This window comes from Bacillus sp. GZB (genome assembly GCF_001975995.1).
GTDB classification, from domain to species: Bacteria; Bacillota; Bacilli; order Bacillales; family Bacillaceae; genus Bacillus; species Bacillus velezensis.
The window spans coordinates 660,750-675,265 of record NZ_MTQG01000016.1; the positions used below are offsets into that span (position 1 = coordinate 660,750).

General features: G+C 46.7%; 15 protein-coding genes. 5 read left to right on the top strand and 10 right to left on the bottom strand.

Features of this window, described 5'->3' with window-relative positions; translation table 11 throughout:
- Window positions 1–83 precede the first annotated feature (83 nt).
- Window positions 84–1,004: an ATP-binding cassette domain-containing protein gene (locus BXO87_RS09195; protein WP_038460226.1), complete on the top strand. Its 921-nt coding sequence runs from the start codon at window positions 84–86 to the stop codon at window positions 1,002–1,004.
- Window positions 1,001–1,954 (top strand): ABC transporter permease, encoded by a 954-nt coding sequence (locus tag BXO87_RS09200; RefSeq protein ID WP_038460228.1) that lies wholly within the window; start codon window positions 1,001–1,003, stop codon window positions 1,952–1,954. Before BXO87_RS09195 ends, BXO87_RS09200 begins: the two co-directional genes overlap by 4 nt.
- On the opposite strand, the gene BXO87_RS09205 is transcribed toward BXO87_RS09200, so the two are convergent.
- The 6 genes from BXO87_RS09205 to BXO87_RS09230 all read right to left on the bottom strand — a co-directional run bounded on the left by BXO87_RS09205 (window position 1,944) and on the right by BXO87_RS09230 (window position 6,649).
- Entirely contained in the window at window positions 1,944–2,780 is an 837-nt protein-coding gene (locus BXO87_RS09205) for a hypothetical protein (protein ID WP_038460230.1), read from the bottom strand. The two genes, BXO87_RS09200 and BXO87_RS09205, sit on opposite strands and share 11 nt — an antisense overlap.
- Window positions 2,771–3,568, bottom strand: coding sequence for a hypothetical protein (locus BXO87_RS09210; RefSeq protein WP_038460232.1), 798 nt, complete (start codon window positions 3,566–3,568; stop codon window positions 2,771–2,773). Before BXO87_RS09210 ends, BXO87_RS09205 begins: the two co-directional genes overlap by 10 nt.
- Entirely contained in the window at window positions 3,537–4,460 is a 924-nt protein-coding gene (locus BXO87_RS09215) for a DUF6895 family protein (RefSeq protein ID WP_038460234.1), read from the bottom strand. The genes BXO87_RS09210 and BXO87_RS09215 overlap by 32 nt, the downstream gene beginning before the upstream one ends.
- Before the next feature lie 48 nt (window positions 4,461–4,508).
- The gene (locus BXO87_RS09220; protein ID WP_003151018.1) at window positions 4,509–4,688 is read right to left on the bottom strand and encodes a hypothetical protein; all 180 of its coding nucleotides are present in this window, start codon (window positions 4,686–4,688) and stop codon (window positions 4,509–4,511) included.
- A gap of 151 nt (window positions 4,689–4,839) precedes the next feature.
- Entirely contained in the window at window positions 4,840–5,703 is an 864-nt protein-coding gene (lipL, locus tag BXO87_RS09225) for an octanoyl-[GcvH]:protein N-octanoyltransferase (protein WP_038460235.1), read from the bottom strand.
- Window positions 5,704–5,749: 46 nt separating this feature from the next.
- Window positions 5,750–6,649 carry a LysR family transcriptional regulator gene (locus tag BXO87_RS09230; protein WP_007407666.1) on the bottom strand — a complete coding sequence of 300 codons (900 nt, stop codon included), beginning with the start codon at window positions 6,647–6,649 and terminating at the stop codon, window positions 5,750–5,752.
- Window positions 6,650–6,764: 115 nt separating this feature from the next.
- Between BXO87_RS09230 and BXO87_RS09235 the strand changes: the two genes are divergently transcribed.
- Entirely contained in the window at window positions 6,765–7,742 is a 978-nt protein-coding gene (locus BXO87_RS09235) for a YeiH family protein (RefSeq protein WP_046702208.1), read from the top strand.
- A gap of 37 nt (window positions 7,743–7,779) precedes the next feature.
- Here the strand turns inward: BXO87_RS09235 and pta are convergent, their stop codons facing one another.
- On the bottom strand, window positions 7,780–8,751 hold the full coding sequence (gene pta, locus BXO87_RS09240) for a phosphate acetyltransferase (RefSeq protein WP_003151012.1): 972 nt from the start codon (window positions 8,749–8,751) through the stop codon (window positions 7,780–7,782).
- 257 nt (window positions 8,752–9,008) lie between these two features.
- Between pta and hemQ the strand changes: the two genes are divergently transcribed.
- Window positions 9,009–9,773 carry a hydrogen peroxide-dependent heme synthase gene (gene hemQ / locus BXO87_RS09245; RefSeq protein WP_003151011.1) on the top strand — a complete coding sequence of 255 codons (765 nt, stop codon included), beginning with the start codon at window positions 9,009–9,011 and terminating at the stop codon, window positions 9,771–9,773.
- Window positions 9,774–9,896: 123 nt separating this feature from the next.
- Window positions 9,897–10,676 (top strand): NADPH-dependent reductase BacG, encoded by a 780-nt coding sequence (bacG, locus tag BXO87_RS09250; RefSeq protein WP_007407669.1) that lies wholly within the window; start codon window positions 9,897–9,899, stop codon window positions 10,674–10,676.
- Window positions 10,677–10,692: 16 nt separating this feature from the next.
- Here bacG and BXO87_RS09255 read toward each other — a convergent pair whose 3' ends face one another.
- Genes BXO87_RS09255 through bacD form a run of 3 tightly spaced genes read right to left on the bottom strand, consistent with a single transcriptional unit; the run spans window position 10,693 to window position 14,501 of the window.
- Window positions 10,693–11,892 (bottom strand): pyridoxal phosphate-dependent aminotransferase, encoded by a 1,200-nt coding sequence (locus BXO87_RS09255; protein ID WP_038460240.1) that lies wholly within the window; start codon window positions 11,890–11,892, stop codon window positions 10,693–10,695.
- Window positions 11,893–11,904: 12 nt separating this feature from the next.
- Window positions 11,905–13,086, bottom strand: a complete 1,182-nt coding sequence (locus tag BXO87_RS09260) for an MFS transporter (RefSeq protein ID WP_007407671.1) — start codon at window positions 13,084–13,086, stop codon at window positions 11,905–11,907.
- Window positions 13,083–14,501, bottom strand: a complete 1,419-nt coding sequence (gene bacD, locus BXO87_RS09265) for an alanine--anticapsin ligase (protein ID WP_038460241.1) — start codon at window positions 14,499–14,501, stop codon at window positions 13,083–13,085. The genes BXO87_RS09260 and bacD overlap by 4 nt, the downstream gene beginning before the upstream one ends.
- Window positions 14,502–14,516: the final 15 nt, after the last annotated feature.

The window sequence follows — 14,516 nt, forward strand, 5'->3', positions numbered from 1 at the left end:
TAATCGTTGCCGGCCTGATCGGAAGCATGTTCTTCGGTTTTGACGGCTTTTACCCTAAATCATAAGGAAGGTGTGCAAATATCATGACTGAACCAGCCCTGATATTAAAAGATGTCTCTAAAACAATCAATCATACCCCTATTGTACAGTCAATTTCTTTCGATGTGAGAAAAGGCGAGATATTCGGCCTTTTAGGGCCGAACGGCTCAGGAAAAACCACTATTTTCAGAATGATCGTACAGCTTATTAAAAAAACAGAAGGAGCCATTTCATTCAGAGGCAGACCGGACAGCGACTTTGAATATTTTATGAGACATATCGGGGTTATCATTGAAGGCCCGGATATGTATCCGAATATGACCGCTTTGCAAAACCTAAAATATTTTACTAAACTGCGCAGCACCTCGCTGCGAACGGATGAGCTTATGAATACCCTTGCAAAAGTCGGATTGGAGCAGGCTGCCCGCAAAAAAGTGAAACATTTCTCATTAGGTATGAAACAGCGCTTGGGGCTCGCTTATTCTCTTCTTCACAATCCCGGATTATTAATTCTGGATGAACCGATGAACGGCCTCGATCCTAAAGGTATGAAAGAATTGCGCACCATTCTTTCCGATTTAGCGAAGCAAGGGGTTTCTATTTTATTATCAAGCCATTTATTGTCGGAAATGGAGGAGATTTGCGATAGGGTTGCCTATATTAAAAAGGGACGGATTTTAGGAATTGAAGACATGAAGAACAGACATGACCTTGGTCAGAAAAAGCTGTTTACCGTCACGGTCGATCATCCGGCAAGGGCGAAAGAAATATTAGAGCAGGACGGTATTCTTCAAGTACAGCAAAAAGACAGCCGCATCATTGAATTGGAAGCGGAAGAAGATACCATCCCGTATGTCATTAAATCTTTGGCAGAGAAAGAGATTCTGATTTCCCGCGTTTCTGCAAGGACTTTGTCATTGGAAGAGAAATACATGATGATTACAGATCAGGAGGACGCGGTATGAGCATATTTCATCTGGCGCAGAACGAATTCATAAAAATAACCCGAAAAAAAGGCACACTATTATCTCTTTTTTTCCTATTTCTCATCGTTTTGCTGGCCGGCCTTATTATGAATCATGAGTTAGATGCTTCCTCGGATAACAATTGGAAAGAACGGCTTCTCGCCGAAAAAAAACAGGAAGAAATTAATAAACCGGCTGAAACGACAGGCGTTTATTATTCTGCTGATGTTAAGAATAAAGACTATTATTTGGAGCATAACATCAACCCTTATGAATGGAACGGCTGGAGGTTTTTCGGCACGGTTACTTCAAACGGGCTTGAGATTTTCGTCAGCTTGACCGCGATTTTAACCGTCAGCGGGGTTGTTTCTAAAGAGTTTGCCCTTGGGACGATTAAGTTTATCGCTACAAGCCCGAACCGAAGATGGCGGATTTTAACATCGAAATTTCTGGCCTCCCTTCTGTTTACCGGTATGATTTACTTATTTTACTGTGTGAGCTGTTTGCTGATCGGCGGCGTGTTATTCGGTTTTTCCAATGCTTCATATCCGCTCGTCTATACTCATTTAAATGACAGTCTGTATACCATCAGTTCAATCAAAGCATCCGGAATCATTCTGCTTTTGCGTTTCATATCAATTATAAGCATTGTCACCATTGCGTTCACTTTGTCAGTATTGTTCAAAAGCCAGGCGCTCTCCCTTTGCTTATCCATTTTACTGCTGTTTGCCGGCAGTATATTGGGCGGAACTGATTTGCTTGCCCAATTTACATGGTACAAATTTACGCTCTTTCCGCATTTAAATCTCGTTGCTTATGTAAATAAAAGCGCGGGTGATGCGATTTCAACGTTAAACATCCCCTATTCCATGACGGTTATAGCGATCTACTTTCTTATTTGTTTATTGATTTCTTTTTCCGTCTTTCAAAAGAGAGACATTACAGCATAGACAGAGAGGCGGCGGCATAATGAGCGGACGGCAGGAAATATTGACGGTCCAGCAATTTGCCGCTGACCGCCCCTTGGTCCATCGCTAATGGATTCAAATAACCGAAGCTCCCGCTGCTTCGCTGCTGAAAGCGTAGAAATTCCCGCCCTTCCCGTATAAAAAGCCCCTCATCGAATTGGAGAAATTTCATAATGGCTGTGTATTTTGCAACGGCGTCAATGTGATACTTTCTGCACTCGGCTAACATTAAACCTGAAAAAGCAAAGTCTGATGTTTTGTACCATTCCGTGAGAAAAGGCTGCAATTCTTTCATTTGCAAATAAGTGACGGCATAAAGGGCATCCGCCTGTTCTTCCTGAATGCCGCCCGGTGCCATGAGCAATTCGGCCTCACGTTTCATCCCGGTTTTTAAGAACACGATCAGTTCTTCCGGAGTCACCGCCCCAAAATAAGCCCCTAATACCATGAGGATCATAGAGGAAGGCTCTGATTTCAGTTCCTCTTGTAAACCGCGGACCATTTGTTCAAGTCCGTTATGAAAAAAGATGCTTTTTGCGGCATCTATCCTGCGGTACACATGATACGCATACGCGAACAGGACCGGATGGCATTCGTGCGTTTTTCCTCCAAAATAACGGTCTAAGAATAGAATGACTTCTTCTGTATCCTTTCTTTTTTCAAAGTGATGACATGCCGCTAAACCGCAAAACAGGTGCATGAGATCATCTGCTTCCATTTCTTCCGGCTGCAGCTGAATGTTCTTCCAAATACCCAGCAGCCATTCTTCTGTTTTTTTTATATTAAAATGTTCCTTGACTATCTGCATGTTCCACACTCCAGATTCAGAATCTCAATCGCCGGCAGAAGAGCCGGTGCACAATGAATGGATGGATTCTCGTTATTTATATGATGAAGAGCCGCTTGACAGCCATAAAAAAATGGATCGATACACGATTGGATAAATAACATATTGCACAGCTGTTTCATTTTTCGGCTGCCGAGACAAAACACAAGCCATTTTTGAATGGAAGCCTTCAAGCCGGGATGAAGCAGATGCTCTCCCTGATCTAAATGAAGAAGACAGTACTCGACAAACTCCAGCTCGTTTTCAGCTGTTCTTTTCCATGCGTCATGGAGCAAAGGCTGAAACATCGAATTCTTGTAAAAGCGCACTTTTTCATGGTCAGTTGACAATCCCAGCTCGCTCAGCAAACCGACGAATTCGGCGTATTTAAAATAAGGCCATTCTTTTTTTATAAGATAGCCGTTTTGCAATCCGTGACGTATGACCTGATCATCCGAATCCATTCCCTGCTTCTTTTTATAAGCTTTTGCCGTTAAATAGATATGAATCAACTCATTGACAATGGCCGTGTTACAGTGAAACAGATCTTCCCAGCATGACTTATCAACGAAAGCGGAGGCAATCCTTTCAGTATGTTCTTTTACAGAGGAAGAATGGCTCGTCTTCCTGTAGTACTTGCAGAAGCCGGCAAACAGCTGAATGCTCTTTTGATCCGGAAGCGATTGTTCAGCAAAAGATAATAAAAATTGATCTGTCTCTTCAGCTAATCTATTCAAGTTAATCGTTCCTTTCCGCTCTAAGACAGGCATGCGCGGCACCTGCGGCGACAAGTGTTGTATGATAGCAATGTTTAAACACATCTTCTCTTCGCTGTTCACCTTTCAAACCGGGTTTATGTTGATAGGTGACGCTCGGGACATTCCCCTCTTTCATTCGGCCCTGATAGATTTTATTCCAGGCTGCTTCATAGAGCGGTTTATGGTTGTCCTTATCCATGTCGATATGTAAAAAAGAGCTGCACATCAATAATTCACTGGTAATATCTAAATTCTCAAGACAGATATAGATCCCGAGAAATTTCAGGACCTTTTCTTTTAAGGACGGCAGATGATACTCTTTATCCGTAAGCGAAGAACATCCCATGTCTGTTATATAAAAAATCGTATGAGTGATACTGTACGCATCATGATCCGTCATATATGTATTTGGGACATCCTGACCAGCTGCTGTGTAGTGATATAAGTCAGAAAAATCCGTTATTTCCGAGGTTACGCCTGCTCTTTGCAGACTGTACTTCAGATCCATTTTCCGAAAGGGAATTTTAGCAAGGCTGCAATCAAAACGCGCTGCCGTGAATTTTTCCAGCTCCCATATCACCGAAGCCCGTGACGGATGATCAGTCAAGGTAAGAAATTCACCCGCAATAGCCAATCCGGCGAGACCGTCCGGATCAAAATGAATAAATTCTTCAAGCTGATCATTATGGAGCCTTTCTGTAATAAACTCCGTTAAAACAGCAACTTCCTTATCATCTGCCTGATTTCTGATCAGGTAATTGGTAAGAAAAATGAGTTCTATAAATGTTTTAAGGCGCCACCTGAAATCATTTGCTACTTTATGATTCATATCGAAATAATGGATATTTTTAACAATCCATGACAGCGCTCCCCGCTTAATTTCTGTTATATACTCTTGTGTCAAACTCTCACCGCCTCGTCTCAGATGTGTAGGCTCCAAACAGTGATTATCCTACTTTTGAGCGGCTAAATCAGAGAAATTCAAATTCGGGTTTTGATTGTCTTCTTGGCTCGGCACTACAAGCACCCAGCCGCTCCAAGCGAAAGAATTGCCTGATTGTTCCGCATCTCCGGCTAACAAATGTGTCGGGATTGTGATTCTTTTTTCTTCTTTTATTTTTTTAAAGTTCATATCTCCATCTCCTTCAGTTTATAGAATTATTTGGAACCTACATAAATATATTAATCAAATAAGGTATATAATGTAAACTAGTTTTCATATAACACTTCTTTTTCACTATAACTAAATAGTATATAATTACCAAAAACAAAAAAGCCCGGACTTAGTCCAAGCTTTCCTGCGTGCCGAACACCTTCTCATTCCGTTCCAGCATTCGGGTCAGATTTTTTTCAAATACCTTCTCTTCTTCCGGCGATAATCCGGCTGCGTACAGGCGGCCGCTGAGTTCCTTCAGTTCGGTCAAAAGCGCCAGCATTAAGTCCTGCACGGTAATGTCCGTTTGCAGCAATTCGCTTAATGAAGCCATCGTTTCGGGCCGGATATCGGGATATACGCCTTTTGTATCGTTGCTTTTGTCTTTTAAAGCGGCTTGATAGAAACGTCTGATCAGATCGGCGCGTTCGCTTCCGCTTTTATCGGCGCAGAGGTAAATCTGAACCGCGGTTCCGCCCCGCAGGCGCCTTTGTGAGATTCCCGCGAATTTTCGGCCGCCGATGCTGAGATCGTAGCTGCCCGGACAGTACGATCCTTTAATTTCATATGCTTCAATTTCAGCATTGTGCGGACGCAGCATCCGCCGCACCAGCTCTGTCATCGCCTCGTAGCCTCTGTCGATGTCGATGCCTTTTTTCTCGTCTTCAAAAATAAGCGAGATATTCAATACGCCTTCGTCCAGTACGACGGCGAGGCCTCCGGAATTGCGGACAATAACACGGTAGCCTTCGTCCTCCAGCAATTTCACGCCGTCCTCTAAAAACGGCAGGCGCGTGTCCTGAATGCCGAGCACGATCGTCCGGTGGTGCACCCAAGAGCGTGCCGTCGCAGGCGATTCCCCTTTGCCTACGGAGGCGCACAGCGTATCATCCATTGCGAATGACTGCTTCGCATCAAAATAAGGGCCGAGGCTGGATTGGTCAATGATTCTCCAGCTCGGCTGCATCAGTAAATCAATCGGTTGCTTTCCCATCTATATTAAATCCCTTTCGTCATAGGCTTTCTATGCATTTATTATATCACTCCGCTTGAGATGATTGAAATTGGCTTTTCAAAAGTGCGATGAAGATTTCTTTGTTTTTTGTGTTCTCCATAATGGAAGATTGGATGATAGACAGTTTCCGTTTTAAGGAGAATCCTTTTATCTCAAGCACGGAAATGCTGCCGTGAAGCAGATCCTTTTGCAGCACGCTTTTTGACAGAACGGAAAGACCCATTCCGCTGATCACGGCTTCTTTGACGCCCTGGTTGCTGCTGATCGTCATCATGGATTTCGGCCGCAGTCCGTTTGATTGAAGAACGTGGTCTAAATATTCCCTCGTTCCCGAACCCTTCTCCCTCGTCACCCACGCTTGATTTTGCAATTCGGCAGCCGGGATGTTTTTTCTGCCGGCGAGCGGGTGTCCGTTCGGTGCGGCAATGCACAATTCATCCTCCATAAACGGCTGAATGTCGAGCTCGTTTTTCCCCGTATGCCCTTCAATTAATCCGATATCGGCTTGAAGCATCCGAACCGCTTCGCTGACCTCCTCCGTGTTTCCGATCATGACGTCCAGGTTCAGCTCGGGATACTCGTTATGAAGCTTTGCGAGAAGCGGCGGCAGAATATATTCGCCGATGGTAAAGCTCGCGGCGATTTTGAGCTTCCCTTTGACATAATGATGATGGGCGTAAATTTCGGATTTCGCCTGTTCGTACAAAAAGACCATCTGCTTGGCGCGCTGATAGAGAATGTCCCCCGTCGGCGTCGTCGTAAAGTGCTTCGGAGAGCGGTTCAGCAAAGCGGTTTGAAATTCTTTCTCCAGGTTTTTAATGTGGAGGCTGACGCTCGGCTGAGAAATCATCAGCTTCTGCGCCGCCTTTGTAAAGTTTTTTTCTTCCACGACGGCAATGAATGTTTTCAGTTCCCCATAATACAAAAAGCATCGCCCCTAATCATTATTTTTCCTAATCGTTTAGATCATATAAATATATTTTACTAATGATTAAGACCGCAGTAAAGTGGAGTTATCAAGATAATGGGAAGTGACTGGGATGAAGATGGTAAAAGGTGTTTCAGTTACCGCAGGAATTGCGTTTGCGGCTTTCTATGTCAGCCGCCTGCCGTTTTTGCAAATGCTCGGAATGCTTGTCCTTGCAATGCTGATCGGCATGCTTTGGCGCGCCGTATTCGGACAGCGGGCGGCATTAGAGCCGGGGATCGCGTTCTCAAGCAAATACTTGCTGAAAGCAGGCATCATCCTGCTTGGTATGAGACTGAATCTGGCGGATATCTATCATGCGGGCTGGCACGTATTTGCAATTGCCGTCTGCTGTATGATGTTTGCGGGTGCCGTTGTATACGGACTGTCCCGGCTGTTCCGTATAGATCAGACACTCAGCACGCTGACAGCCTGCGGCACAGCGATCTGCGGAGCGGCTGCCATTGCCGCGATCGCGCCGCAGATCAGATCAAATGAAAATGCAGCCGCCATCAGCGCGGCCGCCGTTTCGTTATTAGGAACCGTTTTTACTGTTGTATATTCTCTTGCTTATCATGGATTAGGCTTTTCTCCTGCGGCTTACGGAGCCTTTTGCGGGGCAACGCTTCACGAGGTGGCGCATGCGGCGGCGGCCGGCGGCGCCGGAGGAAAAGCAGCCGTCGAGATGGCGGTGATCGTTAAACTGACCCGGGTCGCGCTGCTCGTCCCGGCCGCATTCATGCTCGGAATGCGGGCGCGCCGCAGCGGAAAGTCAGAGACGGCTTCTGCCGCTTCGCTCCCCATCCCTTGGTTTATCTTCGGATTTCTTGGAATGAGCGCCATCCATACATCAGGCGTTATTTCAGCCTCGTTTTCCGCGTTTCTTGTTCAAGTGTCTTATGTTTTAATCGGCATGGCGATGGCGGGTCTCGGTTTGAAAGTCCATATATCGGCATTTCGTCATAACGGCTGGCGCGCGCTCGCAGCAGGCTTGATCGGTTCTCTCTGTTTGTCCCTGTTCGGCTGGGCCGCAGTGACGTTCTTTCTATAAAAAAATGCCGGCCCTCGTAAAGGCCGGCATTTGCGGATTACAGCGCTTGAGCAGCCGTAATTAACGCAAGATTGTAGACGTCTTCCGCATTACATCCTCTGGAAAGATCGTTTACAGGCATATTTAATCCTTGCAGAATCGGCCCGACCGCTTCGAAGCCGCCTAAGCGCTGAGCGATTTTATAGCCGATGTTTCCTGCTTCAAGGCTTGGGAATACAAATACATTCGCGTCTCCTTTAATGTCGGAGTCCGGCGCTTTCTTCTCCGCGACAGACGGCACAAATGCAGCGTCAAATTGGAATTCGCCGTCAAGCGTAAGCTCAGGCGCTTTTTCCTTCGCAATTTTCACGGCTTCAGCCACTTTGTCCGTCTCGTCTGATTTCGCCGATCCTTTTGTAGAGAAGCTGAGCATGGCAACGCGCGGGTCAATGTCAAACATTTGAGCCGTATTGGCGCTTTCAATGGCGATTTCGGCAAGGTCCTGGCTGTCAGGAGCAATGTTGATCGCGCAATCAGCGAACACATACTGCTCGTCACCGCGGGCCATGATGAAGACGCCTGATGTTTTTTTCACGCCTTCTTTTGTTTTGATGATTTGCAGTGCAGGGCGCACCGTATCAGCAGTAGAATGTGCAGCTCCGCTGACAAGTCCGTCTGCGAGACCTTTGTACACAAGCATCGTGCCGAAATAGTTTTCGTCCAGCAAAGCTTTGCGGGCCTGTTCTTCCGTCGCTTTGCCTTTGCGGCGTTCTACGAAAGCCTGAACGAGTTCTTCCATGCCTTCATATGTATGCGGGTCAAAAATGTCCACGCCGTCAAGCGTAAGATTTAATTCTTTCGCTTTTGCTTGAATGTCTTCTTTATTGCCGACTACGATCGGCTTTAATACCTTGTTGCCCGCCAAGTTGTTGACCGCAACCAGGATACGTTCGTCCAACCCTTCAGGAAATACGATTTTCACATCTTTTCCTGCGACTTTTTCTTGTACTTTTGTAAATAAATCTGCCACGATATACCCTCCTCTATGTTGACAAAAAACGCTTACTTTTACAGCATACTCTTCTTCCAGCTAAATTCAAATAACCAACTTCTATTATAGCGCTTTCAAAAAGAAATCTTATTTTTCTAACTAATTTAATTGACGGTTTGTTTCACGGCTTAGTTTCTGACACAAGGCTTCGGATTATTCAAGGTTTCTCCACAGCCGAAACGGTTAAACTGTGATATAGTGAAGGCATCAATGAAAAGATATAGGAGTGAAGATACATGAGTGAGCAGCAAAAAACGAACGAAGCCGCCCAAACGCTTGACGGCTGGTACGCGCTTCACGATTTCCGCACAATGGACTGGACGTCATGGAAGATGTTATCCAGCGATGAGCGCCTGTCGATTATTCACGAATTTACGGGACTGCTTGAAAAATGGGGCGTCGCCCAAAAAGAAGGCAAAGGCTCGCAAACCATCTACAGCATCGTCGGACAGAAAGCTGATTTCATGCTGATGATTCTTCGCCCGACAATGGAAGAGCTGAACGAAATCGAGCTTGAATTTAACAAATCAAAGCTTGCTGAATTTACAATCCCGGCTTATTCTTACGTGTCTGTGGTTGAGCTGAGCAACTACCTCGCAAGCGGAGAAGGCGACCCGTATGAAAATCCGCATGTCCGCGCCCGCCTGTATCCTGAGCTGCCTGAAGCGAAATACGTCTGCTTCTATCCGATGGATAAAAGAAGAAGCGGCAATGACAACTGGTACATGCTTTCTATGGATGAACGCAGAAATCTGATGAGAAGCCACGGCTTGATCGGACGGAGCTATGCCGGCAAAGTCAAACAGATTATCACGGGATCTGTCGGTTTTGACGATTACGAATGGGGCGTCACGCTCTTCAGCGATGATGTGCTTCAGTTCAAAAAACTTGTTTACGAAATGCGCTTTGATGAAGTCAGCGCGCGCTACGGCGAATTCGGTTCATTTTTTGTCGGAAACCGCTTGTCCCTCGACACGCTTCCGAAGTTTTTGCACGTGTAACACCCACCCACCCGCCTGTCCGGCGGGTTTTTTATTTGTCAGAATTTAAATAAAATTTGCTATTTTTATCATTTTTTTTTACGATGTAAAAGAGATTCCATTTTGGTAAAGGGGTGCAGACAGTTGTCAAAACGAACCGCGTTTATTATGGGAGCCAGTCAGGGGATCGGCAAAGCGATCGCTCTGAAACTGGCGGACAATGGCTTTCATACCGTCATTAATTCACGAGTTCCCGAAAATATCGAATCGGTAAAAGAAGAGATCCTCGCCAAACATCCGGATGCGGGCGTCACCGTTCTGGCCGGGGATATGTCGGACCAGAAGACGAGAGCCGGCATTTTTGAAGAGATCAGATCACAATGCGGACGGCTTGATGTATTGATCAACAACATTCCGGGCGGCTCGCCGGATACCTTTGAAAACTGTGATATAGAGGATATGACAAATACCTTTACGAATAAAACGATCGCCTATATCGACTCTATGAAAACGGCCGCAGCAATCATGAAACAGCACGAATTCGGCAGAATCATTAATATCGTCGGAAACCTATGGAAAGAACCCGGCGCCAATATGTTTACCAACAGCATGATGAACGCCGCTTTAATTAATGCCAGCAAAAACATCGCTATTCAGCTTGCGCCTTTTCACATCACTGTCAACTGTCTGAATCCCGGGTTTATCGCCACAGACCGTTATCACCAATTCGTGAAGAATGTCATGAAGCAAAACGGCATTTCTAAAGCGGAAGCGGAAGAACGGATTGCATCCGGCGTCCCGATGAAGCGTGTCGGAACTGCGGAAGAAACCGCGGCGCTGGCTGCCTTTCTTGCCTCTGAAGAAGCTTCCTATATTACCGGACAGCAAGTGTCAGCCGACGGCGGCAGCATGAAAAGCATATAATAAAAACATCCCGCTCTCAGCGGGATGTTTCTTGTAATGAAGGAAAGGACAAACCGAGCTTTTGAATCCGCACCACAAATTCCCTCAAATCGCCCTGCTTGGCCACCATTGATATTCTGACATAACGCTTTCCGCCGCTGCCGAAAATCTCGCCGGGCGTCACGACAACATGGGCATGCTCCAGCAGATAGTCCGAAAACTGGTGTGAAGACTCGAATTCATTCGGAATTTCAGCCCATACATAAAAAGTCCCTTTCGGTTTTTCAATGCTCCAGCCTAATTCCTTTTCACATAACGCCGTGAAAAAATCAATCCGTTCTTTATACGTGCGCTTCAGACGCTCCGTATGCTCAGGACTTCCTGACAGCGCCGCCGCTGCCGCCTGCTGAAAACCGCCGAACATGCCGACGAAGACGTGATCCTGAAACTCATTGACCGCCTGAATGATTTTCTCATTCCCCACGGCAAATGCCATTCTCCAGCCTGCCATATTGAAGGTTTTCGAAAATGAATAAAGCTCCGCGCCGACCGTTTTCGCTTCTTTCGCCTGCAGAAAGCTGGCCGGGTTCTGATCAAATTCGAACGCGCCGTATGCAAAATCGTGAATAAGGTGGATGTCATGTTTTTTTGCAAACGCTGCCGCTTTTTCATAAAACGCCTGATCCGCAGTCGCGCCCGTCGGGTTATTCGGGTAATTCAAAAACATCAGCTTGGCTTTTTTCAGGACGGCGGGATCAATCCGCTCAAAATCCGGCAAATAGCCGTTTTCCGGATGAAGCGGCATCTCATGCAGCTCCGCTCTGGCCATTGTGATTCCCGATAAATACTCAGGGTAGCCGGGGTTCGGGACTAAGGCGATATCGCCGGGGTTCAGCAGGCATTGCGTCAAAACGTACAAACCAGCTTTACCTCCGCCGAACAGCGCGACTTCTGTCTCCGGATTGACCGATACCCCGTACTCTCTCTCATAAAATTCCGCGATGGCTTCTTTCAGAAACGGATAGCCTCTGAACGGGCCGTATCCGTGATACGAAGGATTCAGCGCAGCCTCCCGCAATGTTTCAACGATATGCGGCGGTGTGGGGAGATCGGGATTCCCCTGCCCGAGATTAATAATCTGGGCTCCCGTTTTCTCCAACTCTTTTACCTTTTGAAAAACGAGCGAAAATTCCTGTTTCGGAAGTGTCTTGATGACGTCGGACGGTATGATTTCCATCTGAAAGGCTCCTTATAAATGAATTTGCTCTGATTCGTTATTCCGTTCTGAAAAGGATTTATTGACCAGTTTTGTATGCAGAAACAGCCCGCTGACCAAAAGGACGATAAACGCCATGATGACTGCCGCGTCTACAATGTTGATCAGCATGGAACCGACGGCGATGCACAATCCGATGGACGCCTCCGCCACCGAAAAAATCCGGCCCTGAATCTGGTTCGCCGCGTTCTCCTGAACTTTGACCTTCGCCAGTACTTCACCGTATTCCATTGCGATAAAGAAAAGAATGGCGGCAATGACTGACACGGCGAAAATCGGGGTAAACAAAAACAGCGCAAGCGAGACGATCGATAACACTGTAAAATACATCAGCCCTTTATTGTTGTTAAAGCCCCATTTGCTGACAAGAGCGGCGCCGATAAAGCCGCCGAAGCCGATACAGAACGTCAGGATGAAATTGCCGATTTCCCCGTCGCCTAAAAAGCGGCTGACAATCGGGAAATAGCTGTAGACGACACCCCACAAAAGCGCCATCGTAATCATCGTGAACATGGCGTTTAACACAAAAGCATTTGTTTTGATTTCCTTCAATCCTTCTTTAAACGACTGAAAAGCTTCTCTCACGTTTTCTGACTGAATCGGCACGTATTGAAGCTTAATGCGGCTGATGAAAAACGCGGAGACAAGATAGGTCACCCCGTTAAACGCGACGGCAAGCTCCACAGAACCGCCTAACAGAAAAAGTCCGCCGGCTGCAGCGCCGACAATAATCGAAATCGTCGTGGCTTTTGCAAACAAAGTGTTGATATTTTTAATATCCGCTTCTAAAGACGACATGACCGCGAGACGTGCCGGGTTAAAAAACACGCCGCTTCCGTAAGAAACAAACAGCAGCGCCAGAAAAAGCAGCGGATATTCGCCTTTCGGGAGAAATGTCAGCCCCAAAAAGATGACACCTCTGATCACATCCGTCCACAGCATGATTTTCACCCTGTCGAGCCGGTCCACGAGCACGCCTAAAAACGGCTGAAACACCATCGGAATACTGCGGACCGCGATGACGCCGGACGTCACCCAGTAGTCGTGATAGTATGTAGACAAAATGAGCAGAGCCGGGAGAACGCAATAGTCTCCCATAAACGAAAGCGCCTGCCCGAAAAGCAAATACTTAGAGTTCGGTTTCAGCTGTTTCATACCGGTAACGCATACTTTGCAGTCAGCTTCGCCTGCTGCTGAATTTGTTTGATTGATTCGGCCACGTCACCCGAATTGCTTCCTTTCAGCTCAAACGCCGCAATGCTGTTGAACGCTTCGAACAGCCGCAGATCCACGGATGTACCCGCCTCCGCCGCCGAGAAAGAAACGAGTTCGGTGTCTCCCTTTAAGACGCCGTCAGGAATGTCAATGCTTTCAATGACGAAATCGACAGCTGTCTCAGGCAGCTGGCCGTTCTCTTTGAAATGCTGAGGATACAAGTGGCAGTCGGCGACATAGCACGGCTCCTGCTCCAATAATCCATTCGGCAGATCGGCTTCTTTTCCGAAACAGAGAACATCCAATAACAGCTGCGCCATATCGACGCCGAAGACCTTTTTAATATTCGGAATCATGTTCCAGCCCGCAAATCGCGCCGCTGATTCAATCAATCCGGCTTCCCGGTTTTTCATTAATTTAATTTCTGTATGTGTCGCGCAGTTTTCGAGGCCGAGTCCTTCATTCGCCTTTTTGGCTGCTTCGACGATTTTCCGCTTCCCGTCATCATCCAGGATGGACGGCGTAATATGCGATGTCTCCGTGAATCCGATTTGCGGTGTTTTATCATGAATCGCGACAGGGAAGTATTCTCCGTCGGCCATGATGCCTTCTATGCTGATATAGTCGGAATAACCGCTTGTTTCGTACCAGTCGTCATACTCGCCCTGCAAAAATTCTTCCGCGATAAAAGGCGCTTCAAACGTGACCGCTTTCGGTACGTTAATCGACTTCAGGTATTCATGGACTCTGTTAAATTCGGCTTCTGCCGTTTCCCTCTCTTTGATGAGCGTCACGCCGATGGAGCTCGCCAGATATGTAGGCTTCAGAATGAGCGGCGTTCCGATTTCCTGAAGCGCGGCGCGGAAATCTTCCAGCGTCGTCACCCGTTTGTTTTTGATAGACTTGACGCCGGCCCGGTTGAAGGCGGCTCTCATTTTGTTTTTATCTCTGGCATTTTCAGCGGCCTGTACGCCCGCTCCCCGCAGGCCGAGACGTTCACACGCTTTTGCCATCGGAGCAATAAACAGTTCATTGTTGGTCGTAATGGCGTCAACCGCGAACATGCCAGCCACCTTGACGATTTCTTCGACGACTTCTTCCTCAGGTTTGTCATGGTCTTCATGAGCCCAGTAAATCGAATCGGGATGCTCAAAATCAGCCAGACTCTTAAAATAGTCTTTATCTTTAATGACCGCAATCGAGTATTTTTCAATTAATGCCGCATGAGAGGCTGTAATTGCAAAAGGTCTCGGAATAAAGCTGACGAGGTTGTATTTTTCAGCTGCGCTTTTGTAAAACATATGCGGCGGGCATCCCCCAAGGTCAGCGATAACCAATACTGTTTTTCTCTCCATATGTAAACACTCCTT

Excerpts from the sequence above, each read along its gene's own strand:
- BXO87_RS09195 (WP_038460226.1), top strand. The coding sequence starts at position 84 with ATGACTGAACCAGCCCTGATATTAAAAGATGTCTCTAAAACAATCAAT.
- BXO87_RS09200 (WP_038460228.1), top strand. The coding sequence starts at position 1,001 with ATGAGCATATTTCATCTGGCGCAGAACGAATTCATAAAAATAACCCGA.
- BXO87_RS09205 (WP_038460230.1), bottom strand. The coding sequence starts at position 2,780 with ATGCAGATAGTCAAGGAACATTTTAATATAAAAAAAACAGAAGAATGG.
- BXO87_RS09210 (WP_038460232.1), bottom strand. The coding sequence starts at position 3,568 with ATGCCTGTCTTAGAGCGGAAAGGAACGATTAACTTGAATAGATTAGCT.
- BXO87_RS09220 (WP_003151018.1), bottom strand. The coding sequence starts at position 4,688 with ATGAACTTTAAAAAAATAAAAGAAGAAAAAAGAATCACAATCCCGACA.
- lipL (WP_038460235.1), bottom strand. The coding sequence starts at position 5,703 with ATGGGAAAGCAACCGATTGATTTACTGATGCAGCCGAGCTGGAGAATC.
- BXO87_RS09235 (WP_046702208.1), top strand. The coding sequence starts at position 6,765 with ATGAAGATGGTAAAAGGTGTTTCAGTTACCGCAGGAATTGCGTTTGCG.
- hemQ (WP_003151011.1), top strand. The coding sequence starts at position 9,009 with ATGAGTGAGCAGCAAAAAACGAACGAAGCCGCCCAAACGCTTGACGGC.
- BXO87_RS09255 (WP_038460240.1), bottom strand. The coding sequence starts at position 11,892 with ATGGAAATCATACCGTCCGACGTCATCAAGACACTTCCGAAACAGGAA.
- BXO87_RS09260 (WP_007407671.1), bottom strand. The coding sequence starts at position 13,086 with ATGAAACAGCTGAAACCGAACTCTAAGTATTTGCTTTTCGGGCAGGCG.
- bacD (WP_038460241.1), bottom strand. The coding sequence starts at position 14,501 with ATGGAGAGAAAAACAGTATTGGTTATCGCTGACCTTGGGGGATGCCCG.